This is a genomic window from Streptomyces sp. NPDC006294, assembly GCF_042870895.1.
Lineage (GTDB): Bacteria > Actinomycetota > Actinomycetes > Streptomycetales > Streptomycetaceae > Streptomyces.
On the sequence record NZ_JBIAHV010000005.1, the window covers coordinates 304,481 to 328,694 of the forward strand.

The window sequence follows — 24,214 nt, forward strand, 5'->3', positions numbered from 1 at the left end:
GCTTAACGAACATGACCTCTCGGGCAACGGACGAATTCCGGCCAACTTCTTGTCGCGCTCCTGACAGGCACGGTCACGGCTGCCAGTCTTCCCCCGATCCAGACATCGATCCACGCACCACCGCTCCGCATGCTCTGCCCGGTCGACCCACCCAGCCGACCGGTACCCCCCTCGCAGAAGGAGTCCGCGTGAGACCCACGCATCGCCGGCGCGCCACCGCGACCGGAGCTCTTGTCGCCGCAGCCGCCATGCTCGCGGTCGGCTTCCAGACGGGAGCCTCCGCCGCCGCCCAGCCGACCACCCCCGCCGCCGCGAAGGCGGGCAAGGCCGACCCCGGCGCGCTGCCCAAGAGTCTGTCCCCCTCCCAGCGCGCGGAGCTGATACGCGAGGCGTCCGCCACCACGGCCGCCACCGCGAAGCAACTCGGCCTGACCGCGAAGGAGAAGCTCGTCGTCCGGGACGTCACCCAGGACCGCGACGGCACCACGCACACCCGCTACGAGCGCACCTACGAGGGCCTGCCGGTCCTCGGCGGCGACCTCGTGGTCGCCGAGTCCGCGACGGGCGCGACCGAGGCGGTCACCAAGGCGTCCCGCGCCGCCCTGAAGAACGTCGACACCCGCGCGGACGTCACGGCGGGCACGGCGGAGAAGCAGGCCCTCGGCGCCGCCAAGGCCGAGGGCTCGAAGGCGACGAAGGCCGAGCGGGCGCCGCGCAAGGTCGTCTGGATGGGCACCGGCAGCCCGACCCTGGCCTACGAGACCGTCGTCGGCGGACTCCAGCACGACGGCACCCCGAACGAGCTGCACGTCGTGACCGACGCGGCCACCGGCGAGAAGCTCTACGAGTGGCAGGCCGTCCACAACGGCACGGGCAACACCCAGTACAGCGGCCAGGTCACGCTGGGCACGGCCCCTTCGTACACGCTCACCGACACCACCCGCGGCAGCCACAAGACGTACAACCTCAACCGCGGCACGTCGGGCACCGGCACCCTCTTCTCCGGCCCGGACGACATCTGGGGCAACGGCTCGCCGTCGAACCTGGAGACCGCCGGCGCCGACGCCCACTACGGCGCGGCCCTCACCTGGGACTTCTTCAAGAACGAGTACGGCCGCAGCGGCATCCGCGGTGACGGCGTCGGCGCGTACTCCCGTGTGCACTACGGCAACAACTACGTCAACGCGTTCTGGCAGGACAGCTGCTTCTGCATGACGTACGGCGACGGCGACGGCAACGCCAAGCCGCTCACCTCGATCGACGTCGCCGCGCACGAGATGACGCACGGCATCACCTCCAGCACGGCCGGCCTGGTCTACAGCGGCGAGTCCGGCGGCCTCAACGAGGCCACCAGCGACATCTTCGCCGCGGCCGTGGAGTTCAGCGCGAACAACTCCCAGGACGTGGGCGACTACCTCGTCGGCGAGAAGATCGACATCCGCGGCAACGGCACCCCGCTGCGCTACATGGACAAGCCCAGCCGGGACGGCAACTCCAAGGACTACTGGTACTCCGGCATCGGCAACGTCGACGTCCACTACTCCTCGGGCCCGGCGAACCACTGGTTCTACCTGCTCTCCGAGGGCAGCGGCGCCAAGACCGTCAACGGCGTCAGCTACGACTCGCCGACCTCCGACGGTCTGCCGGTGACCGGCATCGGCCGGGCGAAGGCCGCGCTGATCTGGTACAAGGCGCTCACCACCAAGTTCAGCTCCCGCACCGACTACGCGGGCGCCCGCGCCGGCACCCTCGCGGTCGCGACGGAGCTGTACGGAGCGGCCAGCGCCGAGGTCAAGGCCGTGACCGACGCCTGGGCCGGCGTCAACGTCGGCTCCCGCCCCGGTGACGGCGGCGGCGACCCGGGCGACGGCACGGTCTTCGAGAACACCACCGACGTGGCCATCCCGGACCGCGGCGCCGCGGTGACCTCGTCCGTCACCGTCACCGGCCGCACGGGCAACGCCCCGTCCGCCCTCAAGGTCGGCGTGGACATCGTGCACACCTGGCGCGGCGACCTCGTCATCGACCTGGTCGCCCCCGACGGCACGGCGTACCGCCTGAAGAACTCCAGCGGCTCCGACTCCGCGAACGACGTCAAGGAGACCTACACGGTCAACGCCTCCAGCGAGACCGCCAACGGCACCTGGAAGCTCCGGGTCCAGGACGTGGCCCGCTACGACACCGGCTACATCAACAGCTTCAAGCTCACCTTCTGAGGCTGACGCCACCCGCATGATCCAGGGGCGCTGCCCGGGACGCCACCAAGGCTCCCGAGCAGCGCCCCTTCACCAATGCGCAAGTCGGCCATCGGCGTCCTCACCGCCGGCCTCTTACTTGCCGGAGCGACCTCTGCGGTCGCCGCGTCGTGGAAGACCATTCCGAAACTCACCACCAGTCGGCGCGGAGTTCGACAGCGGCCAGTACACCTTCCACCCGGCCTGGCACGAAGCACGGCGCGTTCGAGTGGAAGGGCAACCTCAAGGACACCGACCACCGGGACGGGCACAACGTGTACGTGCAGGTGAAGGTCGAGGGTTACAGCTGGAGCCGCTACAACGGGACCCCGAAGAAGTCCGTCTTCCTGAACCTCTCCTGCGGCGCGCACCCGGCCGTGCGCGGCGCCCATCTCACCGTGGACCGCGGTGAGGTGGCCGCCATCACCAGCCAGAGCGGTTCCGGCAAGTCCTCGCAACTGGCCGAGTCCTGCTACCTGATCACGCGGGCGGCGAGGTCCAGTGGGACACGGCGGGCGTGCCGGTGCTCGCGTCGGCCGTGGCGGGCGTCCTCGTGGTGGCGGCCGTGGCGACCCTGCCTCCGGTCGGGCGCACGGTCGACCCGGAGCTGATCCGCCGCGACTGACGGAGTGTCTGGGGCGACGCGATGACCACCGCCGCCGACCCACGGACACCGGCCCTGCCCCGTACGGTCACGCTCGGGGCCTGGGAGCGGATTTCCGACCCCGGGAACCGGGCGGCTCGGACTGCGAAGCCGCGCACAGCCGGCGATACGGGCGTACGAGGCGGGGCTCCTGGTCAAGACTGACGACCACACACACGCGACAACCCCGGGTTGACGATTAGCGCTTCGTCAACCTAAGGTTGTCGCATGACAGATCCAGTCCGCATGACTCATCCCGTCCGGCTCGACGATCTGATCGACGCCATCAAGAAGGCGCACACCGACGCGCTCGACCAGCTCTCCGACGCCGTCATCGCCGCCGACCACCTCGGCGACGTCGCCGACCACCTCATCGGCCACTTCGTGGACCAGGCCCGGCGCTCCGGCGCCTCCTGGACCGACATCGGCCGTTCCATGGGGGTGTCCAAGCAGGCCGTCCAGAAGCGCTTCGTCACCAAGGAGTCCGACCAGCCGCTGGACCTCGACCCGAGCCAGGGCTTCGGACGCTTCACCGACCGCGCCAGGAACGTGGTCATGGCCGCGCAGAACGAGGCCCGTTCCGCCGGCAACGCCCACGTGGGCCCGGAACACCTCGCACTCGGCCTGCTCGCCGAGCCCGACGGCCTCGCCGCCAGGGCGGTCGTCGCGCAGGGCGTGACCCTCGACATGGTCCGCGGCTCCGCCACGACGGCGCTGCCGGCCCCGGCCGAGGAACTGCCCGAGGTCATCCCGTACGACGCGCGGGCGCGCAAGGCTCTCGAACTCACCTTCCGCGAGGCCCTGCGCCTCGGCCACAACTACATCGGCACGGAGCACATCCTGCTGGCCCTGCTGGAGGCGGAGAACGGCACGGGCCCCCTGTCGGGCCTGGGCCTGACCAAGGACGCGATCGAGCAGCACGTCACCGAGCTGCTCGCACCGTTCCTCGGCACGCAGGAGAAGTGAGCAGGTCCGCCATGGCCCCCGCCTTCACCAGGGGCCCGTTCGGGACCCTGTGGCGGGGTGGGGGCCATGCGCGGAGCACTGCGGTGGGACCGTCGGGAAGACCGGGCCCGTTGAGCCCGGCCGGGACCTGCGGCCGTCAGATGCCGAGGAGCTGCTCCACCGGGTCGATGGCGAAGTAGACGAGGAAGAGCGCCGCGGTGCCCCACAGCAGCCAGTGCACCTCGCGGGCCTTGCCCAGGCACGCCTTGATGACCACGTAGGCGATGAAGCCGGCGCCGATGCCGTTGGTGATCGAATAGGTGAACGGCATGACGACGATGGTCAGGAAGGCCGGGACGGCCACTTCGTAGCGGTCCCAGTCGATGTGCTTGACCTGCGTCATCATCAGGAATCCGACGGCGACGAGGGCGGGGGCCGCGGCCTGGAGGGGCACGATCGTGAGGACGGGCGCGATGAAGAGCGCGAGGGCGAACAGTCCGCCGGTGACGAGGTTGGCGAAGCCCGTACGAGCGCCTTCGCCGACGCCGGCCGCGGACTCGATGTACGTCGTGGCCGACGACGAGGACGCGGCGCCACCCGCGACGGCGGCCGCACCGTCGATGAGCAGCACGCGGCCCAGATCCGGCACCTGCCCCCGCTCGTCGAGGAGTCCGGCTTCGGCGGTGACGCCGACGACGGTGCCCATGGTGTCGAAGAAGTCCGACAGGATCAGGGTGAAGACGAGCAGAACGACGGTCAGCACGCTGACCTGACCGAACGAGCCGAACAGGTCGAAGTTGCCCAGCAGCCCGAAGTCGGGGGCCGCGAAGGGCTCGTCGGGCACGGACGGCGAGGTCAGGCCCCAGGACTTGACGTCGGCCAGGGCGTCGACGACGACGGCGACCATGGTCATCAGGACGATGCTGATGAGGATCGCGCCTCTGACCTTGCGGGCCAGCAGCACGATGGTCAGCAGCACACCGACGCAGAAGACGAGCATCGGCCAGCCGGTGAGCGCACCGGTGCCGAGCTGCACGGGAACGGTGGTGTTCGCGGCGTCCGGGATACGCGTGACGAACCCGGCGTCCACGAAGCCGATGAAGGCGATGAAGAGGCCGATGCCGACACTGATCGCTTGTTTCATCGGTTGCGGGATGGCGTGCATGACGGCCTCGCGGAGACCGGTCATGACCAGTACGCAGATCAGGAGGCCCTCGAGCACGATGAGGCCCATCGCGTCGTCCCAGCCCATCAGGGGAGCGACCTGGAAGGCGACGACGGCGTTGATGCCGAGGCCCGCGGCGAGGGCGAGCGGCAGATTGCCGCCCACACCCATGATCAGAGTCATCACCGCGGCCACCAGTGCGGTGGCGGTGGCCAGTTGGCCCGGGTCCAGCTGCTCACCGAACTTGTCCTCGGCGCTGCCGAGGATGATCGGGTTGAGCACGAGAATGTACGCCATGGTGAAGAACGTGGCGAAACCGCCGCGTATCTCGCGGGCGTATGTCGAGCCGCGTTCGGTGATGCGGAAGAACCGGTCGAACGGGCCGCCGGTTCCGGCGGGCGGCGAATCGACCGGTCTGGTCGCGCTGTTCTGCATGACGGGGTCTCCTGGACCTGCTGGTGGGGGTGCGGAAGCATGACGGGCGCCGCGGTGAGAGCGCGTTCACCACTGTTGTGCGAACGCACATGCGACACCTCGCGAGCGGATCATACGGGTCACATCGTGATCCGCAACTGACCTACAGTGAACGGAAATTGACCCTCTCCGAGCACCCCTGTCGGTTCCTACGAAATCGCCGACGACCTATTCCGCATAACGGGATGCAGGCGACAACGGCCATGGAGTAGCGCCGAGTAACTGCCTACTCTCACACCGTGCATCCACCCCTCCCCTTCAACGCGCGCGCCGCCCGGACTCTGCGCGAGAAACTCGGGATGACGCCCGGCCACGTCGCCTACGGCATGCGTGCCTCGTTCGGCATGACCCACATCACCCCCGAGCACGTCGCCGCATGGGAACGCGGCGCAGCCCTGCCGACGTCCGAGGAACTCACCGCCCTGGCGGGCGCGCTGTGGTGCGCCCCCGCCGAACTCATGGGCCACCCGCGCACGCTGCGCGAGCACCGCCTCGCCCGCGGCCTCCCCGCCGAGGACGTGGCGCGCGCCACCGGTCTCACGCTCGACGCGTACCACCACATGGAAGAAACCGGCCGGTGGACCGGCGACAAGCGGCAGTCCGCCGCGCTCGGCAGCTTCCTCGGCCTTCCCCCGCGGGACTTCATCGCCATCACCGGCCTCGAGGACGAACTCGCCCGCCTCCTCACCGAAGCCGTCTCCACCCGCTGGCAGGCGCACATCAAGCCCATCGCCAAGCTCGTCGCCATGGAACGCCGCGATCTGCAGGATCCCCTGCGCGCCATGCAACAGGAGTACCAGACCCTCATGGCCGTCACCCTCAGCCGAGCCGGCGGCACCACGGCCTCGGGCGAGGCCGGCCATCGCTACGTCGAGGAGATCGTCGACCACTTCTGGTCCCACCTCCCGGACCACTGACCCGACCTCCGCCGGCACCCCGCGACCACGACGGCGCTCCGCGCGCCGACCCCGGACTCCTGTGGGCCGAGCGGCCCCGGCCGGGGCGGCTTCCGCCACTCGTCAGACAGTTCGCGTCCACCCGGACTGTGTCGTAGGCGACATACAGCATGGTTCGTGGCGAGCCCTACGCCCACCACCTCGGCGACGGCGTGCGTGAACTGCGCCCGACGATCGATGGGGCGCCGATACGCATCACCTACTGGCTGCCCCCCGAACCGCACGGCGGTGCTGCTGGCGGTGTGCCGTAAGACGAAAATGCGCGAGGACACCGAGGTGCAACGAGCCAAATCGGCTCAGAAGACGTGTGCAGCTGAGCACGGACCGGCCCACGGCTCCTCAGTCGGTCAGATGCCGCTCCGCGTAGACCTTGAGCGCGTCGCGGACGAACTCGGCCGCGCCCTCGGCGTGCTGGTCGTACAGCACGGCGAACCGCGGGTCGGCGACATACATCTCACCGAGACCGATGACGTACGAGCGGCTGACACGCACCGGTCCGGACAGCCACTCGCAGTGGCGCCGGGCGATGTCCTGCACCTCGTCGTCGTCCGGGGCACTGCCCGCGGCGAAGGCGGCGGCGAAGTCCGTCGCGATCGCCGTCTGCCGATCCTTGAAGTCACGCTTCTCCGCGTCCGTGAGCGACCGCCACCAGCGGTCGCCCTTCACGTACGCGTCCCGGCCCCAGCGCTCGGTGACCTCCTGCTCGTACCGGGTGTGGTAGAAGCCGTCCAATACTTCCTCGGGCATGAGCTGTTCTCCTCTCGTCGTCTTGTCGAGAGTGGTCCGCACCGCGGCGATCTGCCGACCGATGCGCTCGCGCTCCTGTTCCAGCAGCTCCAAGTGCGTCCGCAGGGCGGCGGCGGTCTCCTGCTGCCCCGCTAACACCTCGGCGATCGCGGGCAGCGAGAGCCCCAGCTGACGCAGCAGCAGAATCCGCTGCAGGCGCACGAGCTCGTCCTGGCCGTAGTAGCGGTAGCCGTTGCTTCCGATTCGGCTCGGGACGAGCAGCCCGAGCTCGCCGTAGTGCCGCAGCGTCCGGCTCGTGGTGCCGGCGCGCCGCGCGATGTCCTGGATCGACCACTCCATGACGTGAACGGTAGAAGTTGACGCTGCGTAAAGGTCAACCCGACGGGCCGACCCGCGCCGGATACCGTCTGCGCGACCGGGCACCCGCCCGGACCGTCGTCCCGGCGCAGCGTGCGGATCACGGTGGCCTGCGGCCGGCGGCCGAAGGACACTGCCGGGATTCCGGTCAGGATTCGAGAAGCGCAGGTCCCGAAGCCGCGGCTAGCGTCGTCATCATGACTTCCATCGAATCCGTCACCCGGCCCGGCCACCCGGCGGATCGACCAGATGGTGCTTCTGCTGGGGGTCGCGGATGTGGCCCGGAGCAAGCAGTTCTACGTCGAGCGCGGCCTCGCCGTGGCGAAGAGTTTCGGCAGCAAGTACGTCGAGTTCGCCGCCGGGTCGGGTCACCCACCGGCACGTCCAGCGGCCTGGTCAGGGCCTCTGAGCGCTCAGGGCCGTCACCAGTCCGGCCACCAGGCGCGCCCGCTCGGCCATCGCGTCGACCACCAGATACTCGTGGTCGGCGTGGGCACCGCCCCCGACCGCTCCGAGGCCGTCGAGCGTCGGCACCCCGAGCGCGGCCGTGAAGTTGCCGTCACTGCCGCCGCCGACCGCCCGGCCCTCGATGCCGGGAAGCAGCCGCTTGGCCAGCGTGAAAAGCCCGGCCGACGCCGACTCGGACATCGGGGGCCGGCCGACGCACCCCTGAACGGCGATCCGGGCCTCGTCGAGATGCGGGGCCAGTGCCGCGAAGGCGGCTTCGACGCGCTCCTTCTCACCGGCCGACTCGACGCGGACGTCGACGAGGACGGTCGCCTCCGCCGGGACCACGTTGTCCGACGTTCCCGCGGTCGCGACGGTCGGAGTGACCGTCGTCCCGATCTCGGGGCGCCCGAGCGCGGCGATGTCCAGCACCTGGTGTGCCGCCTCCACCAGGGCGTTCACCCCGGCCGCGGGCTCGAGGCCCGCGTGCGACGCACGGCCGGTGACGGAGACCTTGAACGAGCCGCAGCCCTTGCGCCCGGTCTTCAGCGCTCCGCCGTCGGCGGCCCCCTCCAGCACGAGCACCGCGCCGCAGGCCAGCGCTCGCTCTTCGAGCAGGGCCCGGGAGGAATGGGAGCCGACCTCTTCGTCGGCGGTCACCAGGATCTCGACCCCCGACCGGTCCTCCAGCGTCGCCAGGCCGTGCACGGCCTGCACCAGCCCGCCGAGCATGTCGAAGACTCCGGGTCCGGTCGCCCGCCCGTCCTTCACCGTGAACGGACGGCGTTCAAGGGTTCCGAGCGGGAACACCGTGTCGTGGTGACCGAGAATCAGTACGGCCGGCTCACCGCCGCCAGACCAGTGGACGTGCGGCCCGGCCTCACTTCCGACGAGGACGGCCTGCCCGCCGAGGCGGCTCTCGATGATCGCCGCGACGGCTTTGGCCGACGCCGTCAAGGCGTCGAGGTCGCGCGAGGGGGACTCGGTCTCGACGAGTGTCCTGAGGTCTTCGAGCATCGCGTCGACATTCACATCGACGGTGTTGCGCATCGTCACGCCGCAAGGGTACGCGGCGGGGCGGTGACACAGTCGTGCCTGCGCAGGGCTGACGTCGGCGAGGCCCGCGGCCACCCGGCGTGCGCCGTCGGAACAGGTCCTGCGTGCAGAATCACCGCTGCCCCGTCCAGTGCTGTACGCGGTCCGGCGTGAACACCGTGGCACGCGGGCTGCTGGACGAGAAGTCATCTCGGACTCCGAGAATGTCGCACGTCGAGGTGGAGTACCGCCATCCCGCGACGGAGCCTGCCGGTCGGCTGACCTGCATCGCCCGGCTTCGGACCCTCAGGCATGGCGTCCGGATTCCGGACCCCATGCCACGGCAGGAGGTCGCCGCGCCGATTCGGGCGTCAGCCGTCAGGTGCATCAGCCCAGGTGACGGGCCCTGCGTACCTGACCAAATATGACCGAGTGCGTTGATCACCTGTCGTAGGTACGTGCAAATGGCCCTGGTGCCAGTCGTTCACAGGGGGCGGTCCGACGGCATGTCGACCTGAACCCGCCCCGAACACCGGGGGGGTTATTCCCATGCTTTACAGGCACAGCCATGATTTGATCCTGGACGACATCTTCCTGGACCTGGACGGATTCATCCCAGGCGTCAGTCTGGTCCTCAAGCTGGAGGGGTTGAACCCGGCCGGCTCCATCAAAGCCAAAGCCGCGATCGGGCTGATCGAGGACGCCGAGAACCGTGGGCTGCTGCGGCCCGGGGGGCATGTGATCGAGTCCTCTTCCGGCAATCTCGGTATAGCCCTGGCATCGGTGTGCGCGGCGCGCGGCTATCGCTTCACCTGCGTGATCGACCCGAACACCTCCCAGCAGAGTGCCGCGTTGATGAGGGCTTTCGGCGCGGAGGTGACGATGGTCTCCGAGCGCGATGCCAACGGCGGGTTCCTGCAGACGCGTATCGACTACATCGGTGACCGGCTGAAGGAGGACCCGTCGCTGGTGTGGACGAACCAGTACGCCAACCCGGCCAACCCGCGCGCACATTACGACCGCACGGCGCCCTCGATCATCAAGCTCGGCCTGGGCGTCGACTACCTGTTCGTCGGCGCCGGCACCACGGGCACGCTGATGGGCTGCCTCGACTACTTCCGTGAGCACTCCCCGGACACGCGAGTCATCGCGGTCGACACCACCGGATCCGTCACGTTCGGGCACCCCTCCGGCAAGCGGCACATCCCTGGCCTGGGGACCAGCCGGCGGCCGGAGATCTGCCGGGTCGAGGGCCCCGACGAGGTGCTGCTGGTTCCAGAGGCCGACGCCATCGCCATGTGCCGGCGCCTGGCCACCCGTCGCGGTATCGCGCTGGGCGGATCGACCGGGTCCGTTCTGGCGGCTGTCGCCGACAAGGCGGACGCCCTGCCGGCGGGGGCGCGCGTAGTGGCGATCGCCCCCGACACCGGCGAGCGCTATCTCAACACCATCTACGACGACCTGTGGGTCTGGGCGCACTTCCCCGACCACCCCTGGGACATCAGCCGCCATCTGGCCGCCTGAGCAACGAGCCGCCTGAGCGCGAGGAGAAAGACATGTTTGAATTCAGCGTCATCGGGGGCAAGACGGCCCGCGGCATCATCGAGCGGACCCGTCGGCAGATCGTGGCCGAGGTCCACGACACCTACCTCACCCATCAGGCCGGTCACTCGGTCAACCCCAACAGCTACTTCCTGCGGTTCCCGGACAAGCCCGACTCCCGGATCATCGCGCTGCCCGCCTACCTCGGCGGCAGGCACGACGTTGCGGGGATCAAATGGATCTCCAGTTTCCCCTCCAACATCAAGTCCGGCATTCCGCGCGCTTCGGCGGCTCTGCTGCTCAACGACTACGCCACCGGCTACCCGTTCGCGTGCCTGGAGGCGTCCCAGATCTCCGCGGCGCGTACGGCGGCCTCCGCGGTGCTGGCAGCCGAACAGCTCAGCGGTGGACGTACCGCTCGGCGGATGACGATTGTCGGGGCGGGCATCATCGCCCGGAACATCCTGGAATTCTTCTCCGCCCAGAAGTGGTCCATCGGCGAACTGGTCATCCACGACCAGATTCCCGAGTACGGGAAGAAGTTCACCGGCTACGCGGACGGGGAGCTCGGCTGCACCGCCCGTTTCGAGGCCGACCTCGGCACGGCTCTCGCCGATGCCGATGTGGTGGTGCTGGCCACCACATCGGGGGAGCCCTACATTCTCGATACGGCGACGTTCGGGCCGGGACAGGTCGTGCTGAACGTCTCGCTGAGGGACATCGGGCCGGAGATCATCGCCGGAGCGCAGAACATTCTCGACGACGTCGAGCACTGCATGACGGCGAACACTTCCCCGCACTTGGCGGAACAGAAGTACGGGCACCGTGACTTCATCGACGGCACGCTCGCCGAGGTCATCCGCGGCGAGCTCGAGGTGAACTCCGAGAAGCCGGTGATCTTCTCCCCCTTCGGCCTGGGCGTACTCGACCTCGCCGTGGGCATGCACGTCTATCGCACCGCCCAGGACTCCGGCGAAGCGGTTGCCATCGATGACTTCTTCGGCGAGAAGACCCGGTGGTAGGCGTGAGCGACTTTCTCCGTCAGCCGTCGTCCGCGTGCATCGTCGGCCTGGGCTCCCGGGGCCTGAGTGTGCTGGAACGCGTGGTCACCCTCACCTCCCGAAGCGCCTGGGCAGGACGTCCGTTCACCCTCGACATCGTCGACCCGGCGTGTGACGGACGCGGCATCCACCGTGCCGACCAGCCTGACTACCTGCTGCTGAACACCATCTGCTGCCAGGTCTCCCCCTTCCCCGAAGAAGCCTCCGTCGGCGCCGCAGTGGCCGGGCCGGGGCCCACGTTGTACGACTGGGTACGCGAACGGGGCCTGCGTATCGGCGCCGACGGATACACCCTCGGCCGCGACGGCCGTGAGACGCGCCCCGACGACTACCTGCCACGCCGCATCCTCGGCGACTACCTGAACTGGTACCTGCAGCACCTCCTCGACCGTGCCCCCGAGCACCTGACCATCCGTTTCCACCGGGCCGCGGCGATCGAGATGGCCGCGGACGGTGACGGCACCCGGTCACTCACGTTGACAGGCGGCGTCGTCCTCGTGACCCGGCACGTGTTCCTGACGACCGGCCACACTCCCTCGCCGCCCCGCGACGCCCGTCGGCCCGGGGAGTACCGCCGGGTGCGGGACGTCTACCCGCCCCAGAAGCGGCTCGCCGCCATCGCGGCCGGGCAGAGCGTGGCACTTGCCGGGACCGGCCTGTCGGGCATGGACGCGCTGGCGGCCCTGACCCTCGGCCGCGGCGGCTCCTACACCGTCGCCGAGGACGGCAGCCGCACCTACCGGCCCAGCGGGCGCGAGCCCCGCATTGTGCTCTTCTCCCGCTCCGGTCTGCCCTTCCGGGCCCGGCCGGGGGCCTGCCACGAGGCCCCCGCCCACCGGTCCCTGGTACTGACACCGGCCGGTGTCGACCGGGCCCGCAGTGCAGCGCAGAGCGGTGCTCTGGACCTGCATGCCGATCTCCTGCCGCTGGTGTGCACCGAGATGCGCATCGCCTTCCACCGCCGCGCAGCCGGCCTCCTCGGCGGCCACGAAGCCGAACAGACCACCGTCAAGGTGCTCAGTGAGGCGCACGCCACGGGCACGATGGAGACCGAGCTCGCCCGGCTCGACGACGAACACGCGCAGCACTACGGTGACTTCGACCCTCACCAGGTCCTCTTCCCCCGGCCCGGCGGGCTGCAGGACCACCACTCCTACCAGGACTGGTACGCGAACCACCTGGCGAGCGATCTGCGCGAGGCGTCCCGGGGCCTTGCGGGCAGTCCGCTCAAGGCGGCTCTCGAGGTGCTGCGCAGCCAGCGGGACGCGCTTCGTCACGCCGTAGACTTCCACGGCCTGCAGGAGGCGTCCCATCGGGAGTTCTACGGGTCCTTCACCGGCGTGCTGAACCGGTCGGTGACCGGTCCGCAGCTGGAGCGGCACCAGGAACTCCTCGCTCTGCTGCGCGCCGGAATCGTCTCGGTCCCGCTCGGCCCGCGGCCGGCGGTGGTCTGGAAGCAGGACGCCGAGGTGTGGGAGCTGTCCTCGACCCGGCTCGGCCGACCGCACACGACGACGGCCGACTGGCTCGTCCACGCCAGCTCCCCGCAGCCCGACATCCAGGACACGGCGAGCGACCTGCTGCTGGACCTGGCGGGCACCGGTCGCATCCGCCGCCACCGAGCCGCCACTTGCGGCCGCGGCGTGGACATCACCGCCGAGCAGCACCCGGTCGGCACGGACGGCACGGTGGACGAACGGATATGGATCCTGGGGCCGCTGACCGAGGGCGCCACGTTCTACAACCACTACGTCCCGTCCCCGGGTGGCTCCTCGCGGGCACTGGTGGACGCGCACCGCTGTGTATCGGCCATGCTCGCAGCAGCCGCGCCGGCGGGGGCGGGCCGATGAACGCCGCGCTGGCCGCCGTGCCCATCCTGGTGACCCTCGGTCTGCTCGCCGCCCGCGTGAAAGCCCTCTACGCAGGTGGCGCGGCCCTCGCCGCCGCAGCCCTCGTCGCCCTCTTCGCCTTCCCCACCGCGCCGGCGATGCTGGGCCGCGCGGGGGCGCACATGCTCCCCACCATGGTCGAACTCGCGGCGATCCTCCTCGGCGGGATCCTGCTGTCGGAGCTCATGACTCGTACAGGCGCACAGCAGCGGCTGGGCGAGTGGATCTCCGGAGCCTGCGGCACGCCGACCCGCGCCCTGCTGCTGATCATGCTGGGCGTGACGCCGTTCGCCGAGTCGCTCACCGGCTTCGGTATCGGCGTCGTGGTCGCGATCCCACTGCTGCGACAGCTGGGACTGGCACCGGTGAAGGCAGCCGTCGTCGGTCTGCTGGGCCTGGTCACCGTCCCATGGGGCTCGCTTGCACCCGGCAGTCTGGTGGCGGCCCAGCTCGGCGGTGTGGACTTCCAGCATCTGGGCGTCGTCTCGGCGCTGCTGTCGGCGCCGGTGTTCGCGATCTGCGCCACCGCTGCCCTGGCCGTCACCTTCGGGCTGCGGCGCTCACTCGCCGACCTGCTGCTGGCAGTCGGCACCCTGTGGGTGACGGTCTGGGCCGTCAACGTCTTCGTCGGCCCCCCACTGGCAGGCGTCCTCGGCGCGCTGGCCGTGATCTCGGTGCTGCTGGTGACCGCCCGTCTTCGCGAGCCGGCCAGTGCCCCTGACCGCGCCGTACCAACGCAGTCGGCGTGGCGCGCTCTTGCTCCGTACGGCTTCCTTGTGGCCGGGCTGCTGGTGAGCCGTGCCGCGTTGGACGCCGCCGGAATCGACGAGGGCTGGTGGGCCGTGCTCGCCGGCCCCGGCGGCTGGCTGCTGGTGACGTGCGCCTTGACTCCCTGGCTGCTGGGCGAAGAGGCGGCCGTGCTGGCCCCGGCACTGCGGACCGCCGTGGCCCGCTGGTGGCAGGTGGCGCTGACCACCGCCGTGTTCGTCGCCCTGGGCACGCTGCTGACCGCCACCGGTATGAGCGATGCCCTGGCCCACGCGGCCGCAGCCCTGGGCCCCGCCTATCTGCTGCTCGCGCCCTGGATCGGGGCGGCCAGCGGATTCCTCACCGGATCCAACACCGGCGCCAACGCCATGTTCGCCGCCTCCCAGGCTGCAACCGCCCACGCCCTCGGGTATCCGGCGGTGCAACTGGTCGGCATGCAGAACGTGTCCGCCGCTCTCGCGTCGGGCGCCGCCGTCGCCCGGATCGTCCTGGCCGCCCAGCTCGCCCAGGACTCCCCCGGCCCCACCCCCCAGCCGCAGCCCCGAACGCCGTCCGGCGGTGGGGGCGTGGCCCTGCAGGAGAAGACCGAGCAGAAGGCCGACACCGGGGCGATCATGCGCACCGTCCTGAGCGTCCACGGCCTCGTGTTCCTCGTCCTCGGCTGCATCGGACTGCTCTGGCGCTGAGACGCCACCTCGGCGGTGGTCCGTCGGCGGTGGTGTGGCGGTGACCGGTGGTCGCTGGGAGGAGAGGATGGGGGGATTGCCCTCTACTGATCGGGGTCCATGGTGAGTCTGACCGGCCAGATACTTCCGCTCGTGGGCGTCGCCCTCGGCGCTGCCACGTCGTTCCTGGTGAGCAGCATGAACGAACGGACGAGGTGGCGCAGGCAGCAGGCCGTGCGGTGGGACGAGCACCGCTTGGCGGCCTATGCCGAGTACGCCCACGCCGTCAAGGAGTTGGCGGCGGGCTACCAGCGGATCGCTGCCGCGCGCGGTCTGGTGTCCGGCCCCGTGCCGTTGGAGCCGACGCCCGAAGTCCTGGCGGAACTCGCCACGTCGGAGTCCCGCCGGTCCGCCCTGTCGGAGACTCTCGGGCTGCTGGGTGACACGGAGGCGAACACGGCGTCCAAGACCCTGGACCACTGTCTGTGGCGGCTGGAGTGCCTGGCCCGGGGTACGGCCATGGAGGTCGAACAGAGCTGGGACCAGGCGTATCAGGAGTTCCGGGACGCGCGGAGCCGTTATGTCGAGCGGGCCCGGACCAGTCTCGGTGTGCCGGGGGCCGTCGCCCAGGACGTCGTCTGGCCGGCCGGCTGGCGCCCTGCGGCCCGGTCGTCCACCTCACCGTGACGCGTGGAGGGCGCATCACGCGCCGCCGTCTTGCTGGACCGGGACGCACACGTACGGGTCCGGACAGGGAGACGGCGTCTCCCTGTCCGGTCACCCGGGCGGGAGACGCCGTCCCGGGAACCGTCACCGCAGCAGCACGCCGCCCGACTCCTCCGTCGCCGACTCCGTCGGGACGGTGACCAGACCGAGGTCCGCGCCCGACGGGATGAGGCGGTGGGAGGGGAGGATGCGGACCGTGTAGCCGAAGGGGCCGGTACGGTCCAGAGCGAGGGGGCCCTCGTACGCCCAGCGGCCCTCCAGGTCCGGGCCGCTCGCCGGTTTCAGCGGGAAGGTGCGGGCGTCGCGGATGGCGTCGTCGGAGTCGACGCGGCCCGCGACCACCTGGACCTCCACGTCCTCCGGCTGCAGTTCGCCGAGCGCCGCCTGGACGCGCAGCGTGAGCGTCGAGCCGAGACCGGCCGTCGCGGCGGCGCCCGCCGCCGCGTCCTGGTCGACGGCCTCCACGTGGTCGACGGCGACCTGCCGCCACGCGGCGCGCACCCGGGACTTCCAGGCGGCGAGTTCCTGGGCGCTGGTGGCGTCCATGGACCGGTGCGCCTGCGCGGCCGGCGCGTACAGCCGCTCCACGTACTCGCGCACCATGCGGCCCGCGAGGACCTTGGGGCCGAGGGTGGTGAGGGTGCGGCGGACCATCTCGATCCAGCGGTCGGGCAGGCCGCCGCTGCCCCGGTCGTAGAAGCGGGGGGCGACCCGGTCCTCGATCAGTGAGTAGAGCGCCGCCGCCTCGAGTTCGTCGCGGCGGTCCTCGTCGGTGGACGCGCCGTCGGCGGTGGGGATCGCCCAGCCGTAGTCGGGCTCGTACCACTCGTCCCACCAGCCGTCGAGGACCGACAGGTTGAGCGCCCCGTTCAGCGCGGCCTTCATTCCGCTGGTGCCGCAGGCCTCCAGGGGGCGCAGCGGGTTGTTCAGCCAGACGTCGCAGCCGGGATAGAGCTTCTTCGCCATCGCCATGCCGTAGTCGGGCAGGAAGACGATGCGGTGGCGCACCCGCGGGTCGTCGGCGAAGCGGACCAGTTCCCGCACCAGCCGCTTGCCGCCGTCGTCGGCCGGGTGGGCCTTGCCGGCGACGACGATCTGGATCGGCTGGGTGGGGTGGAGCAGCATCTCGGTGAGGCGCTCACGGTCGCGGAGCATCAGGGTGAGCCGCTTGTACGAGGGGACCCGGCGGGCGAAGCCGATGGTGAGCACGTCCGGGTCGAGTACGCCGTCGATCCAGCCGAGTTCGGCGGACCCCGCGCCGCGCTGGCGCCAGGAGGCGCGCAGCCGGTCCCGCACCTCGTGGACCAGTTGCTCGCGCAGGGAGCGGCGCAGCTCCCAGATGTCGGCGTCGGGGATGTCGCCGACGGCGTCCCAGCGCCCCGAGCCGCCGACGGACAGGGCGTCCTCCGCGCGGGCGGCGCCGATCTGGCGGGCGCCGAGGCGGAACACCTCGGGCGCCACCCAGGTCGGGGCGTGCACCCCGTTGGTGACGGAGGTGATGGGCACTTCCGTGGCGTCGAATCCCGGCCAGAGTCCGGCGAACATGCTGCGGCTGACCGCACCGTGCAGTTCGGAGACGCCGTTGGCGCGCTGGGCGAGCCGCAGGCCCATCACCGCCATGTTGAAGAGGCCGGGCTCGCCGCCGGGGTAGGTCTCCATGCCGAGCTGGAGCACCTTGTCGACGGGCACGCCCGGCAGTTCGGCGCCCTCGGCGAAGTGGCGTGCCACGAGTTCGCGGTCGAAGCGGTCGATGCCCGCGGGTACGGGGGTGTGGGTGGTGAAGACGGTCCCGGCCCGCACCGCCTCCAGCGCGGCGTCGAAGCCGAGGCCGCTGCCGCCGTGTTCGGGCGCCCCGCCCAGTTCGCGGATGCGTTCGAGGCCGAGGAAGCCGGCGTGGCCCTCGTTGGTGTGGAACACCTCGGGCGCGGCGTGGCCGGTGAGCCGGCAGTACGTGCGGACGGCCCGGACGCCGCCGATGCCGAGCAGCATCTCCTGGAGCAGCCGGTGTTCGCTGCCGCCGCCGTAGAGCCGGTCGGTGACGTCGCGGGCGCCGGGCCCGTTGTCCTCGATGTCGGAGTCGAGCATCAGCAGCGGTACGCGGCCGACCTGGGCGACCCAGATGTGCGCGTGCAGCGAGCGGCCGCCGGGCAGCGCGAGGGACACCCGGGCCGGGATGCCGTCCGCCTCGCGCAGCAGGCCGACCGGCAGCTCGTTCGGGTCGAGTACGGGGTAGTGCTCCTGCTGCCAGCCGTCGCGGGACAGCGACTGGCGGAAGTATCCGTGGCGGTAGAGCAGGCCGACGCCGACGAGCGGTACGCCGAGGTCGCTGGCCGCCTTGAGGTGGTCGCCGGCGAGGATGCCGAGGCCGCCGGAGTACTGCGGCAGGGCGGCGGTGACACCGAACTCCGGTGAGAAGTAGGCGATGGCGGCCGGGAAGGCGGGGGTGCCGGGGCCGCTGTCACCGCCGTGGGACTGGTACCACCTGCGGCCGTGCAGATAGTCGTCGAGGTCGTCGGCGGCGGCGGTGAGCCGGCGGAGGAACCGCCGGTCCTTGGCCAGTTCGGCCATGCGGGTGGCGGAGACGTTCCCGAGGAGCCGCACGGGGTCGCCGCCGACGGCCCGCCACCCCTCGGGATCGACACAACGGAAGAGCTCTCGCGTCTCGGTGTGCCAGGACCAGCGCAGATTGCGCGCGAGATCGCTGAGCGGCCCGAGCGGTTCGGGGAGGACGGGGCGGACGGTGAATCGACGAATGGCCTTCACAAGTTCCACCTTCGCAGGGGAGGTACGCATCCGAGGGGACGCACGACGGTGCGTCCTTTTCCGTCATTTCCGACGGTATCGGTCCGCGCCGTACGTAACCACGGCGCACTGACGTGCGCCCGGCGCGTTGGCGCACCCGGCGCGCGACGACCGTCGGAAAAGACCGGTTCCGGCCTCGTGTCGGGCCGGTCCCTTCACGTGTGTCTTGTGCGACCCCGTACGTCCTAGTAGTTAACACATCACCGGATTGCCCACCCGAACGGCGTGGGTAAGCCTCACCCGGAACGCAGGCGAGAGCACCCCCCGATCGGCCTCCCGACCGTCCAACCGAGTGAACGCGGACAGGAGCGGACATGCCCGCAGCCCGCCAGTCACCGACTCAGCAGATACAAATAAAACCTAGTCAAATGAGACTGGGCCCGCACAAACGAGACATTCCGCTCCATCCGACCTGCCCGCACAGCCCTCAGGTGATGTTGTGAACTCGCTCATCGGTCGCATCCCCGTCCTGGACGTCCGCCCACTCGTCGACTGCGGCAGAAGGCCCGCGAAGGCCGTGGCGGGTGAGACCTTCCAGGTCACCGCCACGGTCTTCCGCGAGGGCCATGACGCTGTCGCCGCCAATGTCGTGCTGTACGACCCGAAGGGCCGCCCCGGTCCCTTCACTCCCATGCGGGAGCTCGCCCCCGGCACCGACCGGTGGGGAGCGGAGGTCACCCCCGCCGCAGAAGGCCACTGGACCTACACCGTCGAGGCCTGGAGCGATCCCGTCGCCACCTGGCGGCACACCGCCGGCATCAAGATCCCCGCCGGGATCGACACCGAACTGGTGCTGGCAGAGGGCGCGGAGCTCTACGAACGCGCCGCCGCCGGGGTGCCCAAGAAGGACGGCCGGGAGGCCGTGCTCGCCGCCGTCGACGCGCTGCGCGACACGGCGCGGCCGGCGAAGGCGCGGCTCGCCGCGGCGCTCGCCGCCGACGCGGACGCCGCTCTGTCCCGTCACCCGCTGCGCGAACTGGTCAGCGCCTCCCCGCCGCTGCCCCTACTGGTGGAGCGGCGACGGGCGCTCTACGGCTCCTGGTACGAGCTGTTCCCCCGGTCCGAGGGCGCCGTCGTCAAGGAGGGCGAGCCGCCGGTCTCCGGCACCTTCCGCACCGCCGCGGAGCGGCTGCCCGCCGTCGCCGCGATGGGCTTCGACGTGGTGTATCTGCCGCCGATCCACCCCATCGGGACCACCCACCGCAAGGGCCCCGACAACACGCTCACCGCGGGCCCCGACGACGTCGGCGTGCCCTGGGCGATCGGCTCCGCATTCGGCGGGCACGACGCCGTCCACCCCGACCTCGGCACCCTCGCCGACTTCGACCACTTCGTGACGGCCGCCCGGTCGCTGCGGATGGAGGTGGCGCTCGACTTCGCACTGCAGTGCTCCCCCGACCACCCCTGGGTGAAGGAGCATCCGGAGTGGTTCCACCACCGGGCCGACGGGACCATCGCGTACGCGGAGAACCCGCCGAAGAAGTACCAGGACATCTACCCCATCGCCTTCGACGCGGACATGGAGGGCATCGTCCGCGAGACGGTGCGGGTGCTGCGGTTCTGGATGGACCACGGTGTACGGATCTTCCGGGTCGACAATCCGCATACGAAACCGGTCGTCTTCTGGGAGAAGGTGATCGCGGAGATCAACGGCTCCGACCCCGACGTCATCTTCCTGGCCGAGGCGTTCACCAGGCCGGCCATGATGCACACCCTGGGCGCGATCGGCTTCCAGCAGTCGTACACGTACTTCACCTGGCGCAACACCAAGCACGAGCTCACCGAGTACGTCACCGAGCTGTCCGGCGAGGCCGCCGCCCACATGCGGCCCAACTTCTTCGTGAACACCCCCGACATCCTGCACGCCTATCTCCAGGAGGGCGGCCGGCCGGCCTACGAGGTGCGGGCCGTGCTCGCCGCGACGCTGTCCCCGTCCTGGGGTCTCTACGCGGGCTACGAACTCTGCGAGAACGTCCCGCTGCGGGTCGGCAGCGAGGAGTACCGACACTCGGAGAAGTACCAACTCAGGCCCCGTGACTGGGAGTCGGCCGAACGGGAGGGCCGCACGATCACACCCCTGATCACCACGCTCAACCGGATCAGGCGCCGCCATCCGGCGCTCCAGCAACTGCGCGACGTCCACTTCCACCACATCGACAACGACCGGATGATCGCCTACTCGAAGCGCTCCGGACCGGACGTCGTCCTCGTCGTCGCCAACCTCGATCCCCACCACACCCAGGAGGCCACGGTCTCGTTGGACATGCCGCAACTCGGTCTCGAGGGGGACGAGACCGTACCGGTGCGCGACGAGCTCACCGGCGAGACCTATCACTGGGGCAGGGCCAATTATGTGCGCCTCGAGCCGGGTACCGCGCCCGCGCACATCCTCACCCTGCGACCGTCCCAGCCGACCGGAGGGTCACCCACATCATGATCGTGAATGAGCCCGTCCACGACACGTTCGAGGACACACCCGCACGCGACCGCGACCCCGACTGGTTCAAGCGGGCCGTCTTCTACGAGGTCCTGGTCCGCTCCTTCCAGGACAGCAACGGCGACGGCGTCGGCGACCTGAAGGGCATCACCGCGAAACTGGACTATCTGCAGTGGCTGGGCGTGGACTGCCTGTGGCTGCCGCCGTTCTTCAAGTCCCCCCTGCGGGACGGCGGCTACGACGTCGCCGACTACACCTCCGTACTGCCCGAGTTCGGCGACCTGGCCGACTTCGTCGAGTTCGTCGACGCCGCCCACCAGCGCGGCATGCGCGTCATCATCGACTTCGTCATGAACCACACCAGCGACCAGCACCCGTGGTTCCAGGAGTCCCGCACCGACCCGGACGGGCCCTACGGCGACTACTACATCTGGGCCGACGACGACAAGCAGTACCAGGACGCCCGGATCATCTTCGTCGACACCGAGGCGTCGAACTGGACCTTCGACCCGGTGCGCAAGCAGTACTACTGGCACCGGTTCTTCTCCCACCAGCCGGACCTCAACTACGAGAACCCCGCGGTGCAGGAGGAGATCATCTCCGCGCTGCGGTTCTGGCTGGACCTGGGCATCGACGGCTTCCGGCTGGACGCCGTGCCGTATCTGTACCAGGAGGAGGGGACCAACTGCGAGAACCTGCCGCGCACCCACTCCTTCCTCAGGCGGGTGCGCAAGGAGATCGACACCCACTACCCGGACACCGTGCTGCTGGCCGAGGCCAACCAGTGGCCGGAGGACGTCGTCGACTACTTCGGCGACTACCGGGTCGGCGGCGACGAGTGCCACATGGCGTTCCACTTCCCGGTGATGCCACGCATCTTCATGGCGGTCCGGCGCGAGTCCCGCTACCCGGTCTCGGAAATCCTGGCCAAGACGCCGGCCATCCCGAAGAACTGCCAGTGGGGCATCTTCCTGCGCAACCACGACGAGCTGACGCTCGAGATGGTCACGGACGAAGAGCGCGACTACATGTACGCGGAGTACGCCAAGGACCCGCGGATGCGCGCCAACATCGGCATCCGCCGGCGGCTCGCCCCCCTGCTGGACAACGACCGCAACCAGATCGAGCTGTTCACCGCGCTGCTGCTGTCGCTGCCCGGCTCACCGATCCTCTACTACGGGGACGAGATCGGGATGGGCGACAACATCTGGCTCGGCGACCGGGACGCGGTCCGCACCCCGATGCAGTGGACGCCCGACCGCAACGCGGGCTTCTCCTCCTGCGACCCGGGACGGCTCTACCTGCCGACCATCATGGACCCGGTCTACGGCTACCAGGTCACCAACGTCGAGGCGTCGATGTCGTCGCCGTCGTCGCTGCTGCACTGGACGCGGCGGATGATCGAGATCCGTAAGCAGAATCCGGCCTTCGGGCTCGGGTCCTACACGGAGCTCCCGTCGTCCAATCCGGCCGTGCTCGCGTTCCTGCGGGAGGCGCCCTCCCAGGAGGAGGGCGGCGACGACCTGGTGCTGTGCGTCCACAACTTCTCGCGGTTCGCCCAGCCGACGGAGCTCGATCTGCGGACGTTCGCCGGACGGCATCCGGTGGAGCTCATCGGCGGCGTGCGGTTCCCGCCCATCGGGCAGTGGCCGTATCTGCTGACCCTCGCGGGGCACGGCTTCTACTGGTTCCGGCTGCGCAAGGACGCGAAGGCCATCGGGGAGACGAAGGCCGTCGTGACCAAATCCTGACGTGCCTGCAAGGGGAATCCGTCCCGTCCGAAAGGCGCCCCCCTACTCCGGCGGGGCGGTTTCCGCCGCCCCGCACCGGGCACTCCCCCCTCATCCCCGCGCGCCGCCGGACAGCCACAGCTGCAATCCGGGACACTTTGCGCATTCGTGGTGTACCCGGGGAAAGGACGCGATGCCCATGTCGGAGGCTGCATCCACCCGGACTCCGCTCGGTCTGCTTCCCTCACTCGCCCCACTGCTGCGCCGATGGCTGCCCGGCCAGCGCTGGTTCGCGGGCAAGGGTTGCGCGGTCGCAGGCTTCTCGCTCGTCTCCGCGACGGAGCTGCTGCCCATGAACGGGCCGGGTCCCGGACTGCTGCATCTGCTCGTACGGGTCCGGCAGCAAGAATCGCCGTCGCCCTCGTCCGACGACTGCTACCAGCTGCTTCTCGGCGTCCGCGAGACCCTGCCACCGGCCCTCGCCCCCGCGCTGATCGGCCATCTCACCGAAGGACCGCTGGCCGGGCGGACCGTGTACGAGGGGACCCGCGACCCCCGGCTCGCCAAGCTGCTGCTGGAACGGCTGCGCACCCCCGGCTCGCTCGGGCCGCTGCGCTTCGACCGGTTCGACGGCGCGCCCGCGATCCCGGCGGAGCTGGCCGCCCGGCCCCTGGACGCCGAGCAGTCCAACTCCTCACTCGTCTACGGCGACGCCTACATCCTCAAGCTCTTCCGCCGTATCCATCCCGGCCCCAACCCCGATCTGGAACTGCCGCTCGCCCTCGCCCGGGCCGGCTGCCGACGGGTGCCGGTACCGGTCGCCTGGTACGAGGCGGCCGCGCCGGAACCTTTCACCCTGGGCGTGCTCCAGCCGTTCCTGCCGGGCTCGCGCGACGGCTGGGTGCTGGCGCTCGAGGCCCTGGCGGACGGCCGGCCCTTCCTCGGCGAGGCCCGCGCGCTGGGCCGGGTCACCGCCGAGGTGCACACGGCGCTCGCCGACGCCCTGCCCACGGTCAAGCTCGGCGGCCCGCACACCGAGCGGCTGGCGGCGGCCATGGTCCGCCGGCTGGACGCGGCGGCGCAGGCGGTGCCGGCACTGCTGCCGTACGTACCGGGGCTGCGCGCCGCCTTCGACGCGGTCGAGGCGCTCGGCGCGCGCGGCCGCACCTGGGCCGCCCAACGGGTCCACGGGGACCTGCATCTCGGCCAGATACTGCGGGGCCCCGAGGACACCCCGTGGTCCGTCATCGACTTCGAGGGCGAGCCCGCCAAGCCGCTCACCGAACGGTGCCGGCCGCAGCCCGCCGTACGGGACGTGGCGGGCATGCTCCGGTCCTTCGACTACGCGGCCCGCACCCACCGGCCCTGGAACCCGGCCTGGGCCGAGCGGTGCCGCGAGGCGTACTGCGACGGGTACGCCGAGGCCGGCGGCGACGATCCGCGCAAGGAGCCCGAGCTGCTGCGCGCGTACGAGACCGACAAGGCCGTCTACGAGGCCGTCTACGAGGCACGGCACCGGCCGGACTGGCTGCCGGTGCCGATGGCCGCGATCGAACGTCTCGCCGCACCGGACTGACCGACCGCCCGTCCC

Annotated in this window: 17 protein-coding genes and 1 pseudogene; 14 read left to right on the plus strand and 4 right to left on the minus strand. The window is 70.4% G+C overall.

Annotation, left to right across the window (positions count from 1 at the left end):
• Positions 1-188 precede the first annotated feature (188 nt).
• The 3 genes from ACFYOP_RS11205 to ACFYOP_RS11215 all read left to right on the plus strand — a co-directional run bounded on the left by ACFYOP_RS11205 (position 189) and on the right by ACFYOP_RS11215 (position 3,843).
• Complete coding sequence (locus tag ACFYOP_RS11205; RefSeq protein ID WP_356892764.1) at positions 189-2,216, plus strand: M4 family metallopeptidase; 2,028 nt, start codon at positions 189-191, stop codon at positions 2,214-2,216.
• Between the two features lie 149 nt (positions 2,217-2,365).
• On the plus strand, positions 2,366-2,845 hold the full coding sequence (locus ACFYOP_RS11210) for a hypothetical protein (RefSeq protein WP_356892762.1): 480 nt from the start codon (positions 2,366-2,368) through the stop codon (positions 2,843-2,845).
• Between the two features lie 260 nt (positions 2,846-3,105).
• Positions 3,106-3,843 (plus strand): Clp protease N-terminal domain-containing protein, encoded by a 738-nt coding sequence (locus ACFYOP_RS11215; protein WP_356892760.1) that lies wholly within the window; start codon positions 3,106-3,108, stop codon positions 3,841-3,843.
• 136 nt (positions 3,844-3,979) lie between these two features.
• Here ACFYOP_RS11215 and ACFYOP_RS11220 read toward each other — a convergent pair whose 3' ends face one another.
• Complete coding sequence (locus tag ACFYOP_RS11220) at positions 3,980-5,422, minus strand: NCS2 family permease (protein WP_356892758.1); 1,443 nt, start codon at positions 5,420-5,422, stop codon at positions 3,980-3,982.
• 278 nt (positions 5,423-5,700) lie between these two features.
• Here ACFYOP_RS11220 and ACFYOP_RS11225 point away from each other — a divergent pair, with 278 nt between their 5' ends.
• Together ACFYOP_RS11225 and ACFYOP_RS11230 are read left to right on the plus strand one after the other, a co-directional pair.
• Complete coding sequence (locus ACFYOP_RS11225; protein WP_356892756.1) at positions 5,701-6,378, plus strand: helix-turn-helix transcriptional regulator; 678 nt, start codon at positions 5,701-5,703, stop codon at positions 6,376-6,378.
• A gap of 149 nt (positions 6,379-6,527) precedes the next feature.
• Positions 6,528-6,668 carry a hypothetical protein gene (locus ACFYOP_RS11230; protein WP_356892754.1) on the plus strand — a complete coding sequence of 47 codons (141 nt, stop codon included), beginning with the start codon at positions 6,528-6,530 and terminating at the stop codon, positions 6,666-6,668.
• Between the two features lie 88 nt (positions 6,669-6,756).
• Here ACFYOP_RS11230 and ACFYOP_RS11235 read toward each other — a convergent pair whose 3' ends face one another.
• The gene (locus ACFYOP_RS11235; RefSeq protein WP_356892752.1) at positions 6,757-7,503 is read right to left on the minus strand and encodes a TipAS antibiotic-recognition domain-containing protein; all 747 of its coding nucleotides are present in this window, start codon (positions 7,501-7,503) and stop codon (positions 6,757-6,759) included.
• A 240-nt stretch (positions 7,504-7,743) separates the two neighbouring features.
• Here ACFYOP_RS11235 and ACFYOP_RS11240 point away from each other — a divergent pair.
• Positions 7,744-7,890 (plus strand): annotated as a pseudogene (locus ACFYOP_RS11240) (glyoxalase); the annotation flags it as partial.
• A gap of 27 nt (positions 7,891-7,917) precedes the next feature.
• Here the strand turns inward: ACFYOP_RS11240 and ACFYOP_RS11245 are convergent.
• Complete coding sequence (locus ACFYOP_RS11245; protein ID WP_356892953.1) at positions 7,918-9,018, minus strand: M20 family metallopeptidase; 1,101 nt, start codon at positions 9,016-9,018, stop codon at positions 7,918-7,920.
• A 534-nt stretch (positions 9,019-9,552) separates the two neighbouring features.
• Here ACFYOP_RS11245 and sbnA point away from each other — a divergent pair.
• The 5 genes from sbnA (at position 9,553) to ACFYOP_RS11270 (ending at position 15,615) form a co-directional block, all read left to right on the plus strand.
• The gene (gene sbnA / locus ACFYOP_RS11250) at positions 9,553-10,527 is read left to right on the plus strand and encodes a 2,3-diaminopropionate biosynthesis protein SbnA (RefSeq protein ID WP_356892750.1); all 975 of its coding nucleotides are present in this window, start codon (positions 9,553-9,555) and stop codon (positions 10,525-10,527) included.
• A gap of 32 nt (positions 10,528-10,559) precedes the next feature.
• Positions 10,560-11,567 (plus strand): 2,3-diaminopropionate biosynthesis protein SbnB, encoded by a 1,008-nt coding sequence (gene sbnB / locus ACFYOP_RS11255; protein ID WP_356892748.1) that lies wholly within the window; start codon positions 10,560-10,562, stop codon positions 11,565-11,567.
• Between the two features lie 2 nt (positions 11,568-11,569).
• Positions 11,570-13,456: an FAD/NAD(P)-binding protein gene (locus tag ACFYOP_RS11260; RefSeq protein ID WP_356892746.1), complete on the plus strand. Its 1,887-nt coding sequence runs from the start codon at positions 11,570-11,572 to the stop codon at positions 13,454-13,456.
• Positions 13,453-14,949 carry an L-lactate permease gene (locus ACFYOP_RS11265; protein WP_356892744.1) on the plus strand — a complete coding sequence of 499 codons (1,497 nt, stop codon included), beginning with the start codon at positions 13,453-13,455 and terminating at the stop codon, positions 14,947-14,949. The genes ACFYOP_RS11260 and ACFYOP_RS11265 overlap by 4 nt, the downstream gene beginning before the upstream one ends.
• A gap of 99 nt (positions 14,950-15,048) precedes the next feature.
• The gene (locus tag ACFYOP_RS11270; protein WP_356892742.1) at positions 15,049-15,615 is read left to right on the plus strand and encodes a hypothetical protein; all 567 of its coding nucleotides are present in this window, start codon (positions 15,049-15,051) and stop codon (positions 15,613-15,615) included.
• A gap of 123 nt (positions 15,616-15,738) precedes the next feature.
• Here ACFYOP_RS11270 and glgP read toward each other — a convergent pair whose 3' ends face one another.
• A complete protein-coding gene (gene glgP, locus ACFYOP_RS11275) occupies positions 15,739-18,417 on the minus strand; it encodes an alpha-glucan family phosphorylase (protein ID WP_356892740.1) in 2,679 nt (892 codons plus the stop codon).
• Between the two features lie 478 nt (positions 18,418-18,895).
• Here glgP and ACFYOP_RS11280 point away from each other — a divergent pair, with 478 nt between their 5' ends.
• From ACFYOP_RS11280 to ACFYOP_RS11290, 3 genes are all read left to right on the plus strand, one after another.
• Positions 18,896-20,893: an alpha-1,4-glucan--maltose-1-phosphate maltosyltransferase gene (locus tag ACFYOP_RS11280; RefSeq protein WP_356892738.1), complete on the plus strand. Its 1,998-nt coding sequence runs from the start codon at positions 18,896-18,898 to the stop codon at positions 20,891-20,893.
• Complete coding sequence (gene treS / locus ACFYOP_RS11285; RefSeq protein WP_356892736.1) at positions 20,890-22,644, plus strand: maltose alpha-D-glucosyltransferase; 1,755 nt, start codon at positions 20,890-20,892, stop codon at positions 22,642-22,644. The genes ACFYOP_RS11280 and treS overlap by 4 nt, the downstream gene beginning before the upstream one ends.
• A gap of 178 nt (positions 22,645-22,822) precedes the next feature.
• Positions 22,823-24,199 carry a maltokinase gene (locus tag ACFYOP_RS11290; RefSeq protein WP_356892734.1) on the plus strand — a complete coding sequence of 459 codons (1,377 nt, stop codon included), beginning with the start codon at positions 22,823-22,825 and terminating at the stop codon, positions 24,197-24,199.
• Positions 24,200-24,214 lie beyond the last annotated feature (15 nt).

Bases quoted from the DNA above. Each gene is read 5' to 3' on its own strand.
- ACFYOP_RS11290 (WP_356892734.1), top strand. From the start codon at position 22,823: ATGTCGGAGGCTGCATCCACCCGGACTCCGCTCGGTCTGCTTCCCTCA.
- treS (WP_356892736.1), top strand. From the start codon at position 20,890: ATGATCGTGAATGAGCCCGTCCACGACACGTTCGAGGACACACCCGCA.
- ACFYOP_RS11215 (WP_356892760.1), top strand. From the start codon at position 3,106: ATGACAGATCCAGTCCGCATGACTCATCCCGTCCGGCTCGACGATCTG.
- ACFYOP_RS11245 (WP_356892953.1), bottom strand. From the start codon at position 9,018: ATGCGCAACACCGTCGATGTGAATGTCGACGCGATGCTCGAAGACCTC.
- sbnB (WP_356892748.1), top strand. From the start codon at position 10,560: ATGTTTGAATTCAGCGTCATCGGGGGCAAGACGGCCCGCGGCATCATC.
- ACFYOP_RS11270 (WP_356892742.1), top strand. From the start codon at position 15,049: ATGGTGAGTCTGACCGGCCAGATACTTCCGCTCGTGGGCGTCGCCCTC.
- ACFYOP_RS11265 (WP_356892744.1), top strand. From the start codon at position 13,453: ATGAACGCCGCGCTGGCCGCCGTGCCCATCCTGGTGACCCTCGGTCTG.
- ACFYOP_RS11235 (WP_356892752.1), bottom strand. From the start codon at position 7,503: ATGGAGTGGTCGATCCAGGACATCGCGCGGCGCGCCGGCACCACGAGC.
- ACFYOP_RS11230 (WP_356892754.1), top strand. From the start codon at position 6,528: ATGGTTCGTGGCGAGCCCTACGCCCACCACCTCGGCGACGGCGTGCGT.
- sbnA (WP_356892750.1), top strand. From the start codon at position 9,553: ATGCTTTACAGGCACAGCCATGATTTGATCCTGGACGACATCTTCCTG.
- ACFYOP_RS11220 (WP_356892758.1), bottom strand. From the start codon at position 5,422: ATGCAGAACAGCGCGACCAGACCGGTCGATTCGCCGCCCGCCGGAACC.